Raw genomic sequence first — 19851 nt, 5'->3', positions numbered from 1 at the left:
GAGCCAAGCTCCCCTTCTTTTTAGGCTTCAGTTTCAGCCAGTTCCATTTCGTTTTCTTTTTTGTCGTTAGAGATTTTAACTTCCACGTGGCGATCTTTATGCTCTTTTTTGTGAGAAGTAAATCTTGCGCCAAGATCATTGGCCCAGAGGCGGAAACGATCTACGTAGGTGAAAACCGCTGGCACTACGATCAGGGTTAGGATTGTCGAAGTGATCATACCACCGATAATTACCACACCCATTGCTGTGCGGGATTTAGAAGCTTCATTTAGACCTATAGCAACTGGAATTGTACCAGCGATTAAGGCAAACGAAGTCATCAAGATCGGGCGAAGACGAGTTTTACCAGCTTCTACCAAGGCATCAGCGCGGCTTTTTCCTTCAGCCATCAGCTGTCTTGTGTAGTCTACTAGTAAGATACCGTTTTTACCGGCCACCCCGATAAGCATGAATAGACCAAAGATCGCGAAGATTGTGATCGTTTCATTCATCAAGTAAAGCCCTAAGAAACCTCCACAGAGAGCCAATGGCATCGCGATCATGATCGTGATTGGCGTGATGAAGGATTCATAAAGACTTGCTAGGATCAGGTAAATAAACAGAATCGCAAAGCCCAAGGCAAGAACCGTGGAAGTCACAAGTTCTTGCATATTTTCGGCGTCACCAGCGAAAGCATAGCGCACACTTGGAGGCAATGCGCTTTCACCTGCTGTCATTGCTTTTACAGCGTCGTTAACAACATCACTTAAGCCCGCCCCTGGCGCAAGGCCAGCGGTGATTTGGATGTAACGACCACGATCTTGACGTTCAATAGATGCAGGGCCCGTTGTCTCATCGCCTTTAGCGATGTCAGAAAGTCTTACTAGTTTTCTATTCACGTTCGGAACGTAAACGGCGTTGAAGTTTTCTTTTAAGTCCCTTTGTTCAGGAAGCAAGCGCACGCGAACGTTATACTCTCTGCCTTTTTCACGGAACTTCGCTGGGGTATAGCCTTCGATTTGGGCACGTAATTCGCCGCCCATAGTTGAAGTATTCACACCGTACTGTCTTGCTGCACCTGGTTTTAAGATGACCTGCATTTCAGGTTTGCCAGGGCGATAGTTCGAGTTGAGGTCTTTTAGGCGTGGATCTGTTTTTAAAACAGCCATTAATTTTTCAGCGGAAGCATTTAATGCCTCTGGATCAGCTGATACCAAATTCAACGTGAATGGCTGAGCACCCATACCACCTGAAGCATCATACTTTTTAACCACTGGATTAGCAGTCGCTGCAAATGGAGTCAGTTGTTGTCTGACTTTATCGCGGAATTGTTCCGTCGTTAAACCACCGCGCTCTTTTTTAAGGCGAACATAGTAACTTGCTTTGTTCGATTCACCGTACTGGGTTCCGATAATCATCGTTGTGTAGTCAACTTCGCTATTAGCGCGAATGATCTTATCAACTTCATCACCGACCTTATTCATGCCATTTAAGCTTGTTCCTGGGGACATTTCTAAGGTCACGGTGAATTCACCAGCATCATCGTCTGTGATAAAGGCACCTGGCACCTTGGTAACTGTATAGATACTTAGAACAAACACTAAGAACGTAGCACCGATTGTTTTAAGAGGATGGTTTAAAGTCACTCTTAAGAATTTTTCAAAAACCGTTTCAAGACTTGCCTGGAAGCGGTCAAAACCACGGACCATGCGACCTAGGGTTTTATCGTAAAGCGAGTTTGATACTGGCTTGTGCGTGCTATGACCTTCACCACCGAAATAAGCCGTCAGCATTGGGATGATGGTCATCGCGACAAACCAACTGATCGCCATTGAAAACACCACAGTCATACCGAATTGTTTTAAGAACTGACCAATAGTTCCTGACATGGTTCCTACTGGAACGAACACGGCAATAACCACCAGTGTGATAGCCATAACGGCCATTTGGATTTCGCTCGTTCCTTTTTCAGCGGCGGTTAATGAATCTTCACCCAACTCCATACGGCGATAGATGTTTTCAATAACCACGATGGCATCGTCGATCAGAAGACCCACTGCCAGGGTTAAGGCTAACATTGAAACGATGTTGATTGAAAAGCCTGCAAGCTTCATGACCATGAACGAGCCAATTAAGGAAATTGGCAAAGAAAAGGCAGTGATTAATGTAGAACGTGCGCTTCCTAAAAAGAAGAACACTGTGATCACTGTCAGAATAATACCAATGATGATGGTTTCATTTACGTCGTAAATATTGTTTTTAATTTTAGTGGAAGCATTTGTTACCAGTTGAACTTGAGGTGCACCTTGCATCTTTTCAAGTTCAGGTTTTAATTTTTCCATTTGTTTTAAAACGTCATCGGCAACTTTGACGGTGTTAGAACCCGATTGACGGTACACTTGTAAGAAAATGGCTTTTTGCCCGTTCACGTAGGCGCGGGATTTTTCATCTTCTAAAGTATCAACGACTTTACCAAGATCGGCAACTCGGGTTGGGACTTCGTTACCATAAAGGTTCACTAAGGTGTCGCCGATTTCAGAAACAGTTTTAAATTCACCCAAACCTCGGAAAACAAGTTCTTTGCCACCCTGTTCAACTTTACCACTTGGAATGTTTTCACCGGAAGCGCCAACTTGACCTGCAACCTGACTTACTGAAATTTCACGGGGACGAAGTTTATTGCGATCCAAGATGACATGGATTTCTCTTTCACGACCACCGAAGATTTCAATGGCTCCGACGTTACTAACCTGCTCTAGGCGCGGCTTGATGTACTGATCGGCAATATCAAACAATTGCGCATCACCCATGTCTTTCGCCGTTAACGACAGCATTAGGATTGGGGTGTCTGAAGGGTCGAATTTTTTAATAACCGAATCTTCAACTTCATCAGGAAGTTTAGCCTTCGCAATATTCACTTTGTCGCGAACTTGTTGTTCAGCGTCCTTAGAATCAACCGTACTGTTAAATTCAACGATAACTTGCGAAACACCTTCTAAACTTTTTGAAGTCAGACGTTTGATCCCAGCGATGGTACTAACTTCTTCTTCGATGGGACGGCTTACTAGGGTTTCAATTTCAGAAGGACCAGCACCTGGATAGACAGTTTGAACTGATACCACCGGGACGCTGACATCTGGGAATAAATCCACACTCATGGATTTGAATGAAGCCCAACCCACCACGATGATCGCAATGGTGATGCAGGTAATGAAAATTGGACGGCTAATGGAAATCTTTGGCAGACTCATACTATTTCCCACCTTCTAAAGAAGCTTGGTAAAGTTTAATTTGTGAATTTAATCCTAAAATCAAAGAGGCAGCCTGAACGCGGTTCACTTCAGACTGCGAAAAATCCTGTTCAAACAAAAGAACCTGGTAAGTCGTCGTACGACCCTGCTTCAGACGAGTTCTTTCATTTTCAAGTTTGGCTTTTTGTGCATTAACGATATTTGTCGCAAGCTTCAGGTTTTCTTTTGCTTCGGATAGTTGTTGAACCAGATTGTTCCAATCTTGTTCTTGCAAGAACTTTTTATTTTCATAAGCAAGCTCGGCAGCCCGTTCTGCCTTTAAAGCACCGGCCTTAACGTCGGATGTGACAGAAAAGTTCAACGGAATATTTAGTCTTACGCCAACAAAGGCTGTGTCCTTTTCAGGTTGGCCCGCATTGCTCATCGCCTCATTTAATTCTTCGTCGCGTCCATTGAATGCATAGGACCCGTAAAGATCTAAGTTAGGTTTGTTTCTTTCAGCAACCACTTTAGCAGAGGCTTGCGCCAATTTAGATTGTGCTTCCGCAGCTAAAACGTCTGAACGATTTCCTGGACGCTGAGTTGGCACTGCCACACTATTTAAATATTCAAAATTGAAACCTTCTAACTTTGCGACGGGTTCTTCAGCATTTTTATGAATATATGTATTGAAATTTCTGCGAGCTGCCTTTTCTTGATTTTTCGCTAGCTGCAATTGAAACGTTGTCGCTTCAACCATGGCCTTTGCCTGAAGGACGTCGGCATTTTCCCCTAAATTCATGCGCGCTTTTCGACTGACATATTCCAAAATACTTTGTGCTTGGGTCAGCGCGCGACTTTGAACTTCAACGATTTGTTGAGAGCTGACTAGTTTCCAGTAAGCGGCTTCTGCCTCTACTAATAAAGCTTTTGCTTGCGCTTCAGAGGCAAATCTTTCAGCGATATTTTGCTGACGGGATAATTCTTGATTCGCACGGGCTGTTCTACCAAAACCGTTGGCCCACAACGGTAAAGACAACTCTAAAGTCGGCGTTGCTGTCCAAAAGCTGTTACCAACACCCGCCGGTAATGTTGCGCCTTCGATTTCTGTACGATCAAGGGCGTAACTAAGTTTGGTTTGTAAACCAAAGTTGAAATCTTGGGAAACTCCTAAAGAATAATTTTGCAAGTTCAATCGATCGTAGGTCAAAGTGGATCCAAAGGACTCTTTACCATCATGCCCTACGCGAGCGTTCGCGAAAAATCGTGGAGCAAAAATTAGATCTGCCTCGCGCGATTTTAAATGAGCCGCTTCTGATTGAGTTTCACTTGCTTCGTAACCGGTATTTTCTTTTTTAACTTCTTCTAAGTAATCTTGAAGGTTCGTGGCCTTGGCATAACTTCCCGCTAATAGCGTGAAAAACAAGGCGCTTAGAGTGATCAATTCCCAAACATCAAATCGCTTCATATCAGACTCCAATAAGTAATCGCTTACATACTTAATCTAAACCAACCCTGATAAGTATGCAATCAATTACTTTATTGAATTTCTAGAGTCTTTATGTTAGGCTTGATTTATGTAGTGGTTTCGGATATTTACCATTTCAGACCGAGGAGGTCTTAATGAGCGAAGTATCTCATACAAAAGTTCTAAATGAGACTGATGGGGTCCCAAGCAAACCAAAAAAGAGGGATCGTTCTGCTTCAGAAGAAAAGCTAATGAATGCCGGGCTCGAGATATTTTCTAAGCACGGTTTTGATGGTGCGACTACCAAGATGATCGCAAAAAAAGCCGACGTGAATGAGTCACTTATCGGTCGTTACTTCGAAGGCAAATCAGGCTTGTTAGTTGCCATCGTCACGAAGTTCATTGAAGAGATGTCACAACTAAGTCTTCCCTACGCTCCGCAAGCAAACTTGGCTGATGAACTTACAGAGTACGTGAAATTTCGTTTGCATAACGGCTGCATTCGCGAGGAATTTGCGCGCATTATTTTTGTTCAGTCATTAGTTGATAAAAAATTTAAAAAGCAATTGCGTGAATCAGTGACATTGCAACTAGATCCAAATCTTGTAGAGCGTGTTCAACGTTTAAGTGACTTAAAAAAACTAAAACCTGGCACTGACGTGCAGAGACTTTGTCAGCATGTTGATACTTACCTTGACGGTGTTTTCTTCTTTGATCGCATTCTGATCGAAGAAAAACAAGAAGTCATGCTTGCCGATACAGAAGGCTTTGTGCGCACCTACGCAAAACTTTTTGACGTCTAATTTTTTAAGCGAGCCCACAGCATTGTCGGAAAATATTTGTAGATAGCTGCGTGCTCGCGAAAGATATAAAACCAGCTTCTTTCCTTTTCTTCCAATTCTTCAGAAAATGAATAAGCATCAATTCCTAGTGATCTAGCCATCGCCAGTGATCTGCGGCGATGAAATGATGAAGTCACGATTAACACTGAAGCCTGTGCCGGAATCATCTTTTGACTAAAGCGCAGGTTGTTCCAAGTTGTTGTGCTTTGCGGTTCTTCAATATAATCGGTGATACCTTTTTGATTTAGCATACTTTTATAAGTGGAAATCTCTCCGCGCTTTTCATTTCCCGACAACAACAGGGGCGCCTTAGGATACTTACTCTTCGCAAGCACCGCCATTTCAATTCGATCTATCACCATCAACACCTGGCTGTCTCCGGCGGCTCCTAAAACTAAGATATAGCCTACAGAAGCTGGCACTTTGTCAGAGCTGATCGCCGACACATAGACTTCGGCTGCAACGATATATAGAGCTAATAAAGTCATTAAAACCAACAGCATGCCTTTTCCTTTATTATTCTTAAAATACATATTTTATTCATGTCTATGCATTTGGGCGATCTTGACTGCTATGTTAACTTGCCGCCATCAATAAAACATTAAACCAGAAACCGGAGCTTTCAATGACTAAAATGCTTACTTTGACTATGACTCTTTTTCTTTCTTTTGGCGCTTACGCACAAGTTCCCCAACACGTGGAATTATGCGAATTAGAAATCTGGGACGAGCGTGAAGCGGCTTTCGCTCAAGAAGACCTTCTAAACATTAAACAAGAAGCAAACCCTTCAGCGATCTTCGCTAAACTTGTAGAGCAGCACTTTGCAACTCAGTACGAACAAACACTTCCTTACGCTGAAATTAGACAGCAATTTCTTGATGGTGGCGACAACGATTACAATGACCTTTACATCCACCGACTGACTCACAAAGCGTCTGGCAAAGTGTATTTAGAAGTTAAAAGCTATCCAGGTGATAACCCCTACGGAGCGATCTACACAGCTGACGGATACAAAATGCTTGCGACGAATTCAGATTCAAGCATTGATCTGATCACTAAAAATGGAACGTTTTCTTGCTACGAAATTAATAAAGATAAGTACGAATAGTCTTCTTATTAGCTCCGAATATTCGGAGTATTTTAGACAAGAAAAAAGCCGCGGATTCCGCGGCTTTTTTTATGCCTGAGCTTTACTAAGCATTGATAAATTCTGTATCATTTTGCCCATGAGCTGATTCATTCCACTCATCTCTTCTTGGGAAAATGTGTTCCAGAATGCCGCCACTTCGGGCGCCCATTGTGGAAGAATGTGCTTAATTAAATTCTCACCTTTATCGGTGATCTTAATTACAAATGATCTTCTGTCATTCTGGTGCTCTTCACGACGGATAAGCTCTGCCTTTTCAAGACCATTTAATAAGCCTGACATAGTCGCTTGAGTGATACCCACTCTGCTAGCAAGTTCCGTTGGAACAATTCCTTCGGGGGTCGACGAAAGTAACGCCAGCACTGTAAAACGACCGAACGATAAGTTGTGGGGCAACAGGAAGTTATCGAAATGATTTTCCAAAGCCGTTGCAATCTTTAAGAAAACCAAATTGGAATACATGGCTTTGGAGTCAGCGCCCTCGAACAACTTCTGGAATGAGGTATGAAGTTCTTCTTGAGACGGTAGAGACTGCACAAATAACTTAGCCATAAAATCTCCTTCGCACCGCTATTGGATATAAACATGAATACATTTGTCTAATGTAAGCGATTGCATACTATAAGTTACCATTAAGGACCCTAAGGAACAATTGAAAAAATTAAGGTGACCATGTTAGTCTTAAAAGGTAAGTGATCCTATAGATTTATAACTCTAACGGGAGAGTCTCATGAAGACGGAAACCCCCGAAGTTACTGCGAAAAGACCCAAACGCAAGGATCGCTTAGCATCCGAAGAAGCCTTATTAGAGGCGGCCTTAGGTCTCTTTTCTAGTCAGGGTTTCGAAGTGACTACGACAAAAATGATCGCGCAAAAGGCTGACGTGAACGAAGCTCTTATCACTCGTTATTTTGGCGGCAAACAGGGTCTTTTCATTAGTTTGGTTGATAGATTCATCACGGGGATTTCAACAAGACAACTTCCCTACCCTCCTCAAAGTACTCTGACCCGCGAACTTGAGCGCTACGTGATTGATCGTATCCAGCAGTACCGTTCAAGATCTGAGTTTTCAAAGGCCTACTATGCCCAGGCACTTATTGATAAGAAATTTAAAAAGAAGTTTTATCAAACGGTATCCGTCAATTTAGAACGCAATCTTTTAGAGCGTTTGCAGATACTTAATAAGGAAGAAAAAATTCGCGGTGGTTGTGTCGAAGAAATCCGCCAGGATATTTCTACTTACATGAGTGGATTATTTTTGCAGGATCGTCTTTTGCGCGAAACTCCTGAAGAAGAAACGATAAGAAAAGCTCTGCGGTTTGTTCGGAAATACGCCGTAGCGTTTGAGACATAAAAAAAGCCGCGGTTATCGCGGCTTTTTTCGTTTTAACTTTTAGAAGTTAGGAAGATCCGTGATTTCGCCATCCACTGGTGGTGGAGTATTTCTTCTACGTTCTTCTTCTTTTTTACGTTCTTCTTCTTTCTTGCGAGCTTCTTCGGCTTTTTTACGAGCCTCTTCTTGTTTTCTTAGCTCTTCTTGCTTTTTCGCTTCTTCTTGTTTTCTAGCTTCTTCAGCTTTTTTAGCTGCATCTTGAGAAGCCTTTCCGTCGTTTTGTTTCTTAGCTGCTTCTTGCTGACGGCGAAGTTCTTCTTGTTTGCGGGCTTCTTCTTGCTTACGTAACTCTTCTTGGCGGCGGCGGTATTCTTCCGCTGCTTGTTGTCCTTGTTTAGCACGAGCTTCATCAGCGCGTCGGATCTCTTCAAGTCTGCGCTCGTCGGCGCGTCTGATTTCTTCTAGACGACGTTGATCTGCAGCTCTGATTTCTTCAAGACGTTTTTGTTCAGCCGTTTGCTGAGACTGGCGGCGAAGTTCTTCTTGACGACGAATTTCAGCTTGGCGTCTTTGCTCTGCAGCTTGGATTTCTTGACGACGAAGCTCTTCTTGACGGCGGATTTCAGCCTGACGTCTTGCTTCTGCTTCTTGGCGAGGGTTTCTGCCATAAGCATCAAGTTCACCGCGATTAAACTGAGCGTAACAATCTTGAACTAAAACTTCGTTGTTTTTTCTAGTTGCTGGATTTTGGTAATTTAAAACCACGCACTGTATGATTTGACGATTCGTAGTCCACTCACACAACTGAGTCGCGCGAGTTTCATTGAATGCTGCTTTCTTAAGGTCAGCGATACAAGTTCTTTCTTCTAAGGATTGGGCTGGAACAGCCATGCAGCTTTCAACGGCGTCTTCATGGGAATAACGTTCCCAGCGATAACGGTCCGTCACGCAACGAACATAATTTTCGTCACTGCGCTTTTTACAGATCTTGGCAGCCTGTCTTTGTCCACGAGGACCCCATTCAGTACCACCTTCAGTATAGATGCGCATTTCGCATTCCTGGATAGGAAGTTGTTTCGCGACGGCTATACCCGAAGTTAATAATGTTGAAGCAACTAATAGCATGATTTTTTTCATAAAATCCTCGTCCTAAAACGTAAGAAAATCCCGGAGTGGTAGAAGAGAGGAAACCACTCCGGGTGCTAGTACTATTTCATTGGTTTTGTGTGTACCGCGAATTTTTCGAACTCACCGTACTCATGAAGTTTGTTATAAAGAGTCTTGATCGTAATACCCAAGTTGTTAGCAGCTTGCGTTTTATTACCACCAAAGTGCGCTAAAGCCTTAAGGATGTAGCGCTTCTCTAGATCGTGCAAAGTCATTGTTGGATCGTATTCGATCACGTCTTTTTCTTGTTCGCCGTTACGGATGTTTTCTGGAACATCGTTAAGCATAATCATGTGACCTTCAGAAAGGATCTGAAGTCTTTCGCACACGTTTTGAAGTTCACGGATATTTCCTGGCCAGTCATAACGAACCAAGGCTTTCATCGCTTCTTCATTCACAGTACGGCCACGGTTTAAGTAAGCGTGCTGAGAGTTATTCAAGAAATGGTTGATAAGTGCTGGGATGTCTTCTTTACGACGGCGTAAAGGCGGAGCGCTTACAACGATTGTGTTGATTCTATAGAAAAGGTCTTCACGGAAGTTACCTTTTACTACTTCTTGGTCCAACTCGCGGTTCGTAGCACAGATCAAACGAATATCAACTTTGATTGGCTCTTTACCACCTACACGGTACATCTCGCCTTCTTGGATGAAGCGAAGAAGTTTAGCTTGGATAGCTGGATCAAGTTCACCGATTTCATCAAGGAACAATGTTCCGCCGTTAGCAGCTTCAGCCAAACCGATTTTGCGAGTGTAAGCGCCAGTGAAAGAACCTTTTTCGTGACCGAAAAGTTCTGACTCTAACAAGGTTTCACGAAGAGCACCGCAGTTGATCGCGATGAAAGGTTTGTTCTTACGGCCTGAACGCTCATGGATTGAACGAGCGATAAGCTCTTTACCTGTTCCAGATTCACCAAGAACCAGGATGTTTGCAGAAGATGGAGCCACACGGTCGATCATCTTCATCAAGCTGCCCATAACTTCAGATTGGTAGACGATGGTCTTGTTTTCGACTACTTTTGAAGTTGTGTTTGTGTTCCACATAATTTGGTTTGCATTCTGTGAAGAGGGCAAAACAGTTGTTGAGTTGTTATCGTTCATCGGGGGCCACCTTTCGGCACAACGTGCTTCAATTTTTAAACTTGGGTGGGCGTCTCAATTTGATTATCTCGCTTTGATACGCCGCAGCAACGCATTGAGTTATAACCTTGGTCGTGTAGGATTTGCAAGATAAATTTTGCATGGCGTTAAATTATTTTTAGGGCATTTTGGGGAAATCGGACGATGGGTAAAACCTTTAAGCTTTCCGAAAATATCGATAAGTACCTGAATTTCATGACTTTTATTAAGTCAGCATCCCCACTTACAATAAAGCACTATAGGCTCGATTTAGCCCAGGCTTTTAAAGATGATAATGATTCGCAATTTAAAAGCTCCTTAAACGAGGTCGAGGTCCTAGCCATTGCGCGGGCCGCTTTCAACCGCTGGGCCCACCTATCCTTGGCTTCTAGAAATCGCAAAGCTGCCACTCTTAAGAGCTTCTTTTCCTGGGCCTTTGACGAGGGGTTGACTGAGAAGGACCTCTCTATTCAGATCACTTGCCCAAAAGTTCCTAAGAAGCTTCCACACTTTTTAAGCGTGGATGAGGTGCTATCGGTACTAAAAAGCTTCGATGAGGAAACCCCGCCGCGTGAAAAGATCCTGTTTCTGCTTTTATATGGTGGTGGTCTTCGTATTAGCGAAGCCTGTGGTCTGCAGTGGAAAGATGTTTTGCTTGAACAGAAGGTCCTGCGCGTAAAAGGAAAGGGTTCGCAAGAGCGCCTTATTGCAATTCCCGATATAACTTTGAAGGCATTAAAAGCTTGGAAGAAAGAAGCTTCCTTTAATGATTTTGTTTTTGGAGAAGCTGCCCTTAACACCCGAACAGCTTATGAAATGGTTCGCCAAAGTGGCTTGCGTGCGGGATTATTGAAACCACTTCACCCCCATGCTCTTCGCCATAGCTTTGCGACTCATTTATTATCTAGCGGGGCTAACTTAAGAACACTGCAAGAGCTATTAGGTCATAAAAGCTTGCAGGCGACTGAGAAATACACCCATTTGGGAATTGATCAGTTGGCGCGAACGATGGAAGGTATTCACCCGTTAGGAAAGGGCAAGTAGTCCTTTACCCTTTTTCTTCGTTGCTAACGACTTTTTCTTCGTTGGAATGTTTTAGACGTGTTGAAAGAGTTTTAACCAGCGCCTTTGACCAAGCTGGTTTCGAGAATAAAACCGTATCAAGACAGTCATTGGGAATTTCAATCAACTCACAATCAGTTAAGCTCATCACGTGGGCGTTGCGGTCTTCACCGTTGATGTAAGCCATTTCGCCAACGAACTCTCCTGCCCTGATCATTCCTAATAGAACTTCATTTGATGAATCATCTAACCTGAAAGCTTTAAGTTCGCCTCTTTTAACTAGGTAAACGCATTTTGCCTTTTCGCCTTCGCGAATAAGAAGTTCATTCGGAGTTAAAAAGCACATGCGGTAACCAGAGTTATCGCCATGGGCAATCCAGTTCATCGCCCGAGTCATATGTTGCAAGAATGTTTTTTCGTCCGTTGGACGAGTTAAGATATGCACTTGCCCCGTTACGACTTCATTAACGAAGGACTCATTGTCCGGAAGCGGAGATACAATGATCACCGCAATACGTTCTTTGCGATGGATCAGTTTTTCAGTCACTTCAACCGCAGAAAGCTTTTGAACTTCAGCATCAAGAATCACAATATGTGGCGGAACGTTTTCAGATTTGAATAAAGCTTCTTGCCCATCAGCCGCAGTGAAAATAGTTGCACCGGGAACAGAGCGTTCTACCAGGCTGACCATCGCCTGCATTTCTTCAGGTTTGCCAGATACAATCAGAAATACTCTTTTATTTTCTAATTCTGCCATTGGATTCTCTCTTAATTTGCTAACCTAAATAATAAATTTTGAAGAAGCAAATTTGCAATAAGACTCCGAGAGAAATTCGAAGTCTCGACTATGGGAGAGTTGTTTTGAGAATTTTAAAGCCCGGCATGCTCTAGGTAATGTTTTACCATCTGCTCTACGTTTTGAAGCTCGTCATCCACGGTCTGGCGATAGGATGTGAGCTGATTTGTGTCCGCAATATTAGTACGTAAGAATGGCGTCATCCAGGGTTCTGCGTTCACGACCCCTTGTTGCAGTAAGAATTTTAAATAAAAATGCATTTTCAAAACCAAGGGATCACTTGCAGTTTCGATGGCTTTTAGCGTGTGGCCAAGAAGATTAAACAAAAACTCAGAGTTCTTATCTCCCTCTTGGCTGACCTTGCTTACACATTCTAAAGCATGCAGGGCTAACTCGAGATGTTCATAATCCTTGCGAATGCCAGCAAAGTCGTTAACAAGTGTGGCTTCTTGCAAGATATTTAGCTGTCCTTCGCTTGATGACATCTTGTAGGTGAAGGTCACAAAGTGAGTGGGCTCTAAAACTCCCCCGCCAAAGCGTTTTTTACTTTTTAGGGCACCCCTTGCAATGAACGACAGTTTTTCACCTTGCGGTGAAAGAGCATGAAGAATTAAATCGGCTTCCCCGTATTTGATTTTTCTTAAGATGATGAAACGATCTTTACCTTGGGTCACAGACTCCAACTTTGTTCGGCTTTGATTTCTTCATACGAAGTAATCACAAGCTTGGCAAAGTCTTTATTTTGAAGGACCTCGGGGGTGAAAATCAGCATGCCGCGCAGCTGTTCTAAGCTTGGTGTTGGATCCCACCAATGACGGAACATTTTAATCACAGACCAGTGACACATATTTGGGGTGAGGATTTTTTGATAACCCTCTTTTTTGGAAATCTGAAGTTTTGCAAAGATCTTTTCAGCCAGGGCTTCAGCACTGACGTCATTAAAAATGCAAACGGCACGATCAAAGAGACGGCTTTGACTTTTGGTGAAAAACGAAGTGGCGATTGTCGAAATTTCTTTTTCAAAATTTTCAATCAGAAGCGGATCCACTGCAGTTTTGGTAACTAGATTTTCTAGGAACGTTTCCTCATCCCAACTTTGACTGTGGGCCAAAAGTGACGGGGATCTGAAACGCTCGCCTAAAATTGCTACGGCCGTATTGGGATCAAACGAACAAAGTCTAACACTGTAAGGCCTTACTTCGTTTGTCGAATGCAGATGATTTGCGTGGGAAACTTTGAAAGAAAAAATGCGCTTTTCATTTAGCAGTTTATCTAATTCATCGGCGAAGGGATAAACCTCACCTGTCACTGGGTGATCTTCGGCGAATAGGACAAAGCACGTTTCTTTTTTTAAACCGTCAACCCACTCTTTTACATTATCTAATTGAGTGTGGGACAACGTCGCGACTTCGTAAGTTTCTTTATAATAGTATGGTAGCAACCCCTCAAAGGCAGCGGTTTGGCCTTGAATGACTCCGATGGCTTTTTTGTGGGACATGAACTGCGCTGTTCCTTGGGAAATTTCAAACACCGCTTGATTGATGCCATTAAAACATCGGGCGCGGATTTTCGCGGAAAGCCCTAAGGAAGTTTTAACTTTATCATTTAATTCTTCCCAGTTTTCCGGGCGCACAACATCGATGAACATACTTATAAGAATCTATCAGATTTGTTTTTAAATAGGGCTCGGACTTTGGTCTTAATTTACGCACCGAATTGTTTCTGATCATCGAACTGTTAAACTTTAAGAAAACTTTTGGGAGATTTCATGCACAGGATTTTAAGGTTTTCGGTTTTGGCTTTATCTCTTTTAGCTTTCAGCAAACCTGCTGTTGCTCTTGTTGAAGCCCGTGTTTCTTATGGTCTACTTGCAACCACCGCAGATCTGGGACCACTGTGCCCCACTTGTACGGCAGATGCTCCGGCGATTGTGCCAACAATTGGTTTGGGTGCAGATGTCATCGTGACATTACCTGTTCCACTAGTTCCTGGGATCGGTCTTCGTTATGAAAAAATGGGGCTGTCTGCGTCAAGTAACGGTGTTGAATTTGATGCTGAATATACTCGCACTGCGATTCTTTTTAACTGGCGCCCGATTGATACCATCTTGTATTTAGGGCCGATTTTCAGTTACGGAATTTCTCACAGCACTAGTCTGAAGGCTGTGGAAAACGGTACCACAAGAGCTGATTTTTCTGCTGACAGTGTTACGTCTTACAGTGCTGGTTTAGAGGCTGGCATCAAACTTATCGGCTTCCAAGTTGGAGCTGAGCTAGGCTACATGGACTTTCAGTGGAAAGATGCAAAAGACAAAGCTGGTAACGCGCCTATTCAAGACATCAATATGAGCGGAACTTACACCAAAATTCTTGTCGGAATTTCTATTTAATTATTGATATTTGGTCACCTCTGTTAGACTTATTAGCACGAGGTGCCCATGACTAAAAAACGTATCGAATGGCCGGTGGCTTTATTCCTCACCATCAATCCCCTGGTCACGCTAATTTTGACTCCGGTTTATTTTTATTACTACGGGTTTCAATTAGACATTTTGCTTTTCGCTTTGATCTTTGCTGCGGCTACAAATCTTAGTATCACTGCGGGTTATCACCGTTTATTTTCTCACAAAAGTTATGATGCTCATCCGGTTGCGAAGGCGCTTTTCTTGTTAGTAGGCGCTTCAGGCTTTCAAGGTTCAGCTTTGAAATGGTCTTCAGATCACCGCAAACATCATACGCACATTGATGGCGAAAAAGATCCTTACAACATCAATGAAGGCTTCTGGTATGCCCACATGGGTTGGTTGTTCTTTAAAGATTCTGTGGATCAAAAAATCGTCGCTCCAGATCTTGAAAAAGATTGGATGGTTCAGTTTCAACATAAGTACTATGTCGCACTTGCGATATTAACTGGTTTTGCTGTTCCAACTTTGATTGGCTGGATGATGGGCTCTGCACTTGGTGGTTTAGTGATCGCTGGCGGACTCCGCATCGCTTTAACTCAACAAAGCACTTTCTTTGTGAACTCGCTTTGCCACACTTTGGGTAAACAGACTTATTCAAAAGAAATTTCTGCACGTGATTCTTGGTTCGTAGCGGTTTTGACTCATGGTGAAGGTTACCATAACTTCCATCATAAATTTCAAATCGACTATCGTAACGGCATTAAGTGGTACCACTGGGATCCAACTAAATGGGTTATTAAGACTTTGAACATGATGGGTCTTGCGACAAAGCTTCGTCAGATTTCAAATACTGAGATTTTGAAAGCTCGCTTACAGACGGAAGCTGCTGAGCTTTGCAACAAGGGTCTTTGTGCAGACAAGCTAACTGCAGTCAGAGAAAAAATCATCGAAGCGCAAAACAAAATGAAGAAGCTTCGTGACGATTATGAACAGTTCAAAGTCGACGCTGGCAAAAAGCGTGCGGAACTGCGTGAAGCTTATGACTTGAAGCTTATCGAGATCAAGCGTGAGATGGAAATCGCTAAGCTTGAATTCCACATGGGAATGAAGCAGTGGCGTGTTTACGCTCGATCTGTGTAGTTTGAAATTACATTAAAATTGAAAGGGAGCTTTTAGCTCCCTTTTTTTATTTTTGGACTGAGACGACTTTAAGGCGCTTTTCTTTGCCGTTGGGTAAAGGCCAATTGATGACCTGCCCTACTCTTAATCCGATCAATGCTGAGCCTACTGGGGCAAGTACTGAGACTTTGTTTTCGTTGATATTGGCTTCGTGGGGATATACGAGCGTTACCGATAGCTCTTTGCCGCTATCGATATCTTGAAAGCTTACTTTTGAATTCATGGCTACTACATCGGCGGGCAGCACTTCGTTTGGGACGACAGATGCACGGCTCAGTTCTTCTTGCAGCAGTTCTGCTAATTCGCCTTGGGCCGCGTTTAGTAACGTAGAGATTTTGTGAAAGTCGTCGCTTGCAATAATTAAGTTGCTTTGGTTTTCCATAAAGGAACTCCTTTGTTCTTGGATTCCCAAGAATGGATTCATGACTTAGCCTTCGGCTAAGTGCGGTTTCATTTAGTGTGTGTGGAGAATTTGAATGTGTGTGGGCGGCTGAAGTCAGTAGAAGATCTTAATCCTCAACCGCCAATAGAAATAAACTTCAAACTCAATAGCACTGTATTGAAGCGCGCGAAGTTTTTTGAAATGAAATGGCGGTATGATCTTTTCACTGAATAAATAGTACCAAAGGGTTTATGATTTTTCAATTTGATCTTGTTTGCGGTCCGAACGGTCTTGCTTACTTACAGAAATCTTTATCTTTCTTGCAAAGCGCCTTCTTAAGCATTTGATTTTCTTCTTTTAGCGAAGCGATGTCGCGTTCTTGCTTTTGCAGCTGGGCGCGGACTTCTTTTGATTCGCCTTTGAACTGTTGTTGCAGTTCTTTAATAGCTTCAATGATTGGCGCAACAAGGTTTTGGTAGGCTACTGATTTATAACCTTGGTTGTCCGTGTTCACAGCTTCTGGGAAAACTTTTTCGACGTCTTGGGCGATAAGACCGATCTGTTTCTTTTGGTCTTTTTCTTTGTCTTTCCAATAGTAAGTCACAGGTTGAATTTTGGTGATGGCATCAAGAGCATTTAAGATGGGTTGAATGTCTTTCTTTAAACGGATGTCTGAAGATTGAGTTAAGGTACCTGCTAAAGTCGCATTGCCTGAGGAATAAAGACTGAAGTAACAAACGCCTAAGGCAAAACACATTGAGTTTGCGCCTAGTGGGGCTGCGGTTGATGAAGACAACCATCTCCACGCCTGGCCGCCAGCTGAAGTGTTTGTATTGTAAATCATAGTGTAGCCAGCTACGGATGAGGATACTTCTAAGTTACCGTTCGTAGCCGCAGTACCAATACCTACTTTTCCGTCAGCACCGATACGCATGGCCTCCACTGCACTGACTGTATTATTCGGTGTCGTAAGAAAGCGGATACCCGATCCATGCGCGGTACTTGTCCAAGCTTGAGTAGCTAATGCGCTTATTCCCGTTGGATAGCTTTGTGCTGAAAAGGCAGTTCCATCGTGGCCAGCAAATACAAACCATCCAAAGACGTCGCCAGAATTTAAAGCGGCTGGTGAGGCTGGAGTTCCGCGCGCTCCTCGAGTCTGTACCAGACCCGCTGGATTGGTTGAATACGTGGTTGACGTAATCCCGCGACTTGTGACACCTGTGCTGTCTGAAACTTCTAGAAGTGTGACCGGCGCAGAGGTTCCAATACCCACAAAACCATCATCGCCGATCGACATTCTTTCGAAAGTATTAGTCGTACCTGATGCAGTTGTTGCAAATGCAATCCGCGAACCTTGTGCCGTCGCCGATAAGTTTTCGGCAGCATGAAAATTAATTGCTGTACGACCGCCTGTTTGAAACGCGGAGCCCAAATAACCCATGGCAGTTATTTGACCAATCAACTCCCCTGACAAAATAGCTGTGGGCGCTGCTTTTGTTCCTCTAGAACGAAGTAAAGATAAAGTCGGAAGTTCTGTATCTGAATACGTGACTGCATTTACACGACCGGAAACGGAAGTGCCTTCACCTTCTACTAAAATACCTCCGCGATAAGGCCATACAGCAGAGGAAGAAACAGAAGAGGTGATATGAAGTGGAACTTGTGGGGAAGTATTGCCAACACCAATATATCCGCCTGTAGGTGCGATGATTATATTTCCCTTTGTAGAATTCGAAGTAGAATCAAGAGTTAAATTATTACTAGCGGCAGTTCCACCGTTCAGTGTTTGCCCGCCCGAGCGACCTGCAAGAAGAGCATATTGCGTGAATGTGTCGCCAGAAATTGCCGACCAAGATGGAACTCCAGCCCCATTGGTCACTAACATTGAACTATTGGCAGTTGCTAGTCCGCCGACAACGTTGTTAGCAGACGAATATAGTAATTGATTTGCCGTCGTTGTTGCTGGGAAAGTTGCAGTACTCCAAACTGGGCCGGTCGCGCTGTGCTGCAGAACCGTTCCGGCAGTAGAACCCGATACTGCAGTTAAGTTTCCTGAGTTGTTTGATGCAATTACTGAGTAGTTAGCAAATGAAGAGGCTCCAGTACCTCCGTTTGCTACTGGCAAAACGCCTGTTGCATCGGCTGTTAGACTGATTTGATTTCCGCCAGATAAAACACCTGAAGCATTATTCTTAACAATTCCGGCTGAATTCATACCTGATAAAGTTAAGCCAGTGAAAGTCGGACTTGCTCCTGAATGGATATTTTGTGGAGTTGAGAATGTGACTGTGCCTGCACCGTGAGCCACGTTGACTTGGTTTGTAGTGCCGCTGATAGACTTGTATTCATAAGCTGTTGCACCGTTATTCATTCCAAGGATTTGGTTAGCTGTACCTAATCCTGTTAATCCCGCAAGTGAAATAGCCGGTGTCGCACCACCTGAGGAACTTAATGGTGAAGTAGCCGTTACAGATGTCACTGTCCCGGCATTCACCGAGTCAGCCGCCGGTGCCCAGTTCGTACCGTTGAATTTTAAAACCTGACCAGTGGTTGGTGTTGTAGCGTCAACAGTAACGCCTTTAATTTTATTTACTGTCGTCGCACCTTGAGTTCCTGAAACGTCACCAGCCAATGAACCCGTGAATCCCGCAGCGTTGCCAGAAATATTACCGCTTATTTTTGAACCCGCAATCGTTCCTGAAATCTGTGATTCAGTGATTGAAATGTTATAACAATCAAAGGTGTTCGATGGAGTTACAAAGACCAACGATTGTCCCGCAGTACAGCTCGTCGGGAACATAGAAGCATTTAATTTATTAGATAACTGGGTAGAAAGGCCCGTTATATCAGCAATGGCTAATGAAGCTGGGATGTAAGCGGTACTGCCATCATACTTCAGAACTTGACCCGTCGTTGGTGCGGTCGCATCCACTGCCACATTTTGAATTTTTGTGGCATTACCAAAGCGCGAATCGTTACCAGCAGCAACGGTTCCTGCAGCAGAACCCACACTGATACCCAGTACCGGAACAGAAACTGTTCCGCCTTTAGTAAGTGGAGCGGTCACATTCACATCACTCACCATTCCTGCACCACCGGCATCGGTCGCACAGCTAAAAGTCGTTCCATCAAACGTTAAATATTGACCCACAGAACATGTGGTCAGTGCTGTCTTTAGAACGAAGTCTGCAGGCACATTGTTACCTAAGCGACCTGCGGAATAAGAGAAAGTTGCAAAAGGCACAGAGCGGATTTCATTATTCGGCGTGATCGCCTTCCAGCCTGTACCGTCATAGAATTGAACTTTTAAAAGTCGTGTTTCATTTTCAGCAGCCGTGTGGGTACCACCACCCGCGCAGGGTAATGCGATAGAGTTTTTAAACGCATCACGAATGTCAGCACCAGCGCCGGTTGGGAAAAGACGGGTTCCTGATCCAATCGGAACGTCAAACACACCCTTTGATCCCTGCATATTCACGCTGTCTTTTTGTTCACGATAAAATACGCAGTTCCCGGCAGGATTTGTAATCTCAAAAGCAAAGCTAACATTGTTATGCTCAAGCGGAGTTCCGTCGCTACGAATGATGCGCCCTTGATAAGTGAATGAGTCAGGCGAAGCTGAAGCAAAGCTAGCGGAAAAAACCGCAAGTATGATTAGAATATACGTTCCTAAACTCATACCTCTTTATCGGTCGATCCTTAGGAAATCTAAAGACAATGATGTTTCAAATTGAGACGATATGA

The 19851-nt window shown here is 43.6% G+C and carries 17 protein-coding genes; 6 read left to right on the top strand and 11 right to left on the bottom strand.

Translation table 11 applies throughout. The annotated features are described in order from the left end of the window. Positions 1–20: 20 nt before the first annotated feature. Both MNR06_RS15810 and MNR06_RS15805 read right to left on the bottom strand, forming a co-directional pair. Positions 21–3230 carry an efflux RND transporter permease subunit gene (locus tag MNR06_RS15810; protein WP_243537511.1) on the bottom strand — a complete coding sequence of 1070 codons (3210 nt, stop codon included), beginning with the start codon at positions 3228–3230 and terminating at the stop codon, positions 21–23. A gap of 1 nt (position 3231) precedes the next feature. After that, positions 3232–4677, bottom strand: coding sequence for a TolC family protein (locus MNR06_RS15805; RefSeq protein ID WP_243537510.1), 1446 nt, complete (start codon positions 4675–4677; stop codon positions 3232–3234). A 155-nt stretch (positions 4678–4832) separates the two neighbouring features. Between MNR06_RS15805 and MNR06_RS15800 the strand changes: the two genes are divergently transcribed. Continuing rightward, a complete protein-coding gene (locus MNR06_RS15800; protein ID WP_243537509.1) occupies positions 4833–5480 on the top strand; it encodes a TetR/AcrR family transcriptional regulator in 648 nt (215 codons plus the stop codon). On the opposite strand, the gene MNR06_RS15795 is transcribed toward MNR06_RS15800, so the two are convergent. Beyond that, positions 5477–6052, bottom strand: coding sequence for a YdcF family protein (locus tag MNR06_RS15795; protein WP_243537508.1), 576 nt, complete (start codon positions 6050–6052; stop codon positions 5477–5479). The genes MNR06_RS15800 and MNR06_RS15795 overlap by 4 nt on opposite strands. A 92-nt stretch (positions 6053–6144) precedes the next feature. Here MNR06_RS15795 and MNR06_RS15790 point away from each other — a divergent pair, with 92 nt between their 5' ends. Further along, on the top strand, positions 6145–6627 hold the full coding sequence (locus MNR06_RS15790; RefSeq protein ID WP_243537507.1) for a hypothetical protein: 483 nt from the start codon (positions 6145–6147) through the stop codon (positions 6625–6627). Between the two features lie 69 nt (positions 6628–6696). On the opposite strand, the gene MNR06_RS15785 is transcribed toward MNR06_RS15790, so the two are convergent. Further along, the gene (locus MNR06_RS15785) at positions 6697–7218 is read right to left on the bottom strand and encodes a MarR family winged helix-turn-helix transcriptional regulator (RefSeq protein WP_243537506.1); all 522 of its coding nucleotides are present in this window, start codon (positions 7216–7218) and stop codon (positions 6697–6699) included. A gap of 178 nt (positions 7219–7396) precedes the next feature. Between MNR06_RS15785 and MNR06_RS15780 the strand changes: the two genes are divergently transcribed. Continuing rightward, positions 7397–8020, top strand: a complete 624-nt coding sequence (locus MNR06_RS15780; RefSeq protein ID WP_243537505.1) for a TetR/AcrR family transcriptional regulator — start codon at positions 7397–7399, stop codon at positions 8018–8020. A gap of 39 nt (positions 8021–8059) precedes the next feature. Here MNR06_RS15780 and MNR06_RS15775 read toward each other — a convergent pair whose 3' ends face one another. Beyond that, the gene (locus MNR06_RS15775) at positions 8060–9136 is read right to left on the bottom strand and encodes a hypothetical protein (RefSeq protein WP_243537503.1); all 1077 of its coding nucleotides are present in this window, start codon (positions 9134–9136) and stop codon (positions 8060–8062) included. A gap of 71 nt (positions 9137–9207) precedes the next feature. Further along, positions 9208–10266 carry a sigma-54 interaction domain-containing protein gene (locus MNR06_RS15770; RefSeq protein WP_243537501.1) on the bottom strand — a complete coding sequence of 353 codons (1059 nt, stop codon included), beginning with the start codon at positions 10264–10266 and terminating at the stop codon, positions 9208–9210. Positions 10267–10449: 183 nt separating this feature from the next. On the opposite strand from MNR06_RS15770, the gene MNR06_RS15765 reads away from it, so the two are divergent. After that, positions 10450–11328, top strand: a complete 879-nt coding sequence (locus tag MNR06_RS15765; RefSeq protein WP_243537499.1) for a tyrosine-type recombinase/integrase — start codon at positions 10450–10452, stop codon at positions 11326–11328. A gap of 4 nt (positions 11329–11332) precedes the next feature. Here the strand turns inward: MNR06_RS15765 and MNR06_RS15760 are convergent, their stop codons facing one another. The 3 genes from MNR06_RS15760 to MNR06_RS15750 all read right to left on the bottom strand — a co-directional run bounded on the left by MNR06_RS15760 (position 11333) and on the right by MNR06_RS15750 (position 13790). Further along, on the bottom strand, positions 11333–12103 hold the full coding sequence (locus MNR06_RS15760; protein WP_243537498.1) for a cyclic nucleotide-binding domain-containing protein: 771 nt from the start codon (positions 12101–12103) through the stop codon (positions 11333–11335). 113 nt (positions 12104–12216) lie between these two features. Further along, positions 12217–12816 (bottom strand): DNA repair protein RecO, encoded by a 600-nt coding sequence (recO, locus tag MNR06_RS15755; protein ID WP_243537492.1) that lies wholly within the window; start codon positions 12814–12816, stop codon positions 12217–12219. Then, complete coding sequence (locus MNR06_RS15750) at positions 12813–13790, bottom strand: hypothetical protein (RefSeq protein ID WP_243537491.1); 978 nt, start codon at positions 13788–13790, stop codon at positions 12813–12815. The genes recO and MNR06_RS15750 overlap by 4 nt, the downstream gene beginning before the upstream one ends. A 120-nt stretch (positions 13791–13910) precedes the next feature. Between MNR06_RS15750 and MNR06_RS15745 the strand changes: the two genes are divergently transcribed. Together MNR06_RS15745 and MNR06_RS15740 are read left to right on the top strand one after the other, a co-directional pair. Further along, a complete protein-coding gene (locus MNR06_RS15745) occupies positions 13911–14531 on the top strand; it encodes a hypothetical protein (RefSeq protein WP_243537489.1) in 621 nt (206 codons plus the stop codon). A 48-nt stretch (positions 14532–14579) separates the two neighbouring features. Next, positions 14580–15686: an acyl-CoA desaturase gene (locus MNR06_RS15740; protein ID WP_243537488.1), complete on the top strand. Its 1107-nt coding sequence runs from the start codon at positions 14580–14582 to the stop codon at positions 15684–15686. A gap of 46 nt (positions 15687–15732) precedes the next feature. Here the strand turns inward: MNR06_RS15740 and rnk are convergent, their stop codons facing one another. Next, positions 15733–16107, bottom strand: a complete 375-nt coding sequence (gene rnk, locus MNR06_RS15735; RefSeq protein WP_243537484.1) for a nucleoside diphosphate kinase regulator — start codon at positions 16105–16107, stop codon at positions 15733–15735. Between the two features lie 295 nt (positions 16108–16402). Beyond that, positions 16403–19786, bottom strand: coding sequence for a tail fiber domain-containing protein (locus tag MNR06_RS15730; protein WP_243537482.1), 3384 nt, complete (start codon positions 19784–19786; stop codon positions 16403–16405). Positions 19787–19851 lie beyond the last annotated feature (65 nt).

The organism is Bdellovibrio reynosensis (assembly GCF_022814725.1).
Classification (GTDB): domain Bacteria; phylum Bdellovibrionota; class Bdellovibrionia; order Bdellovibrionales; family Bdellovibrionaceae; genus Bdellovibrio; species Bdellovibrio reynosensis.
This window is presented reverse-complemented; position numbering and strand designations above follow the sequence as displayed.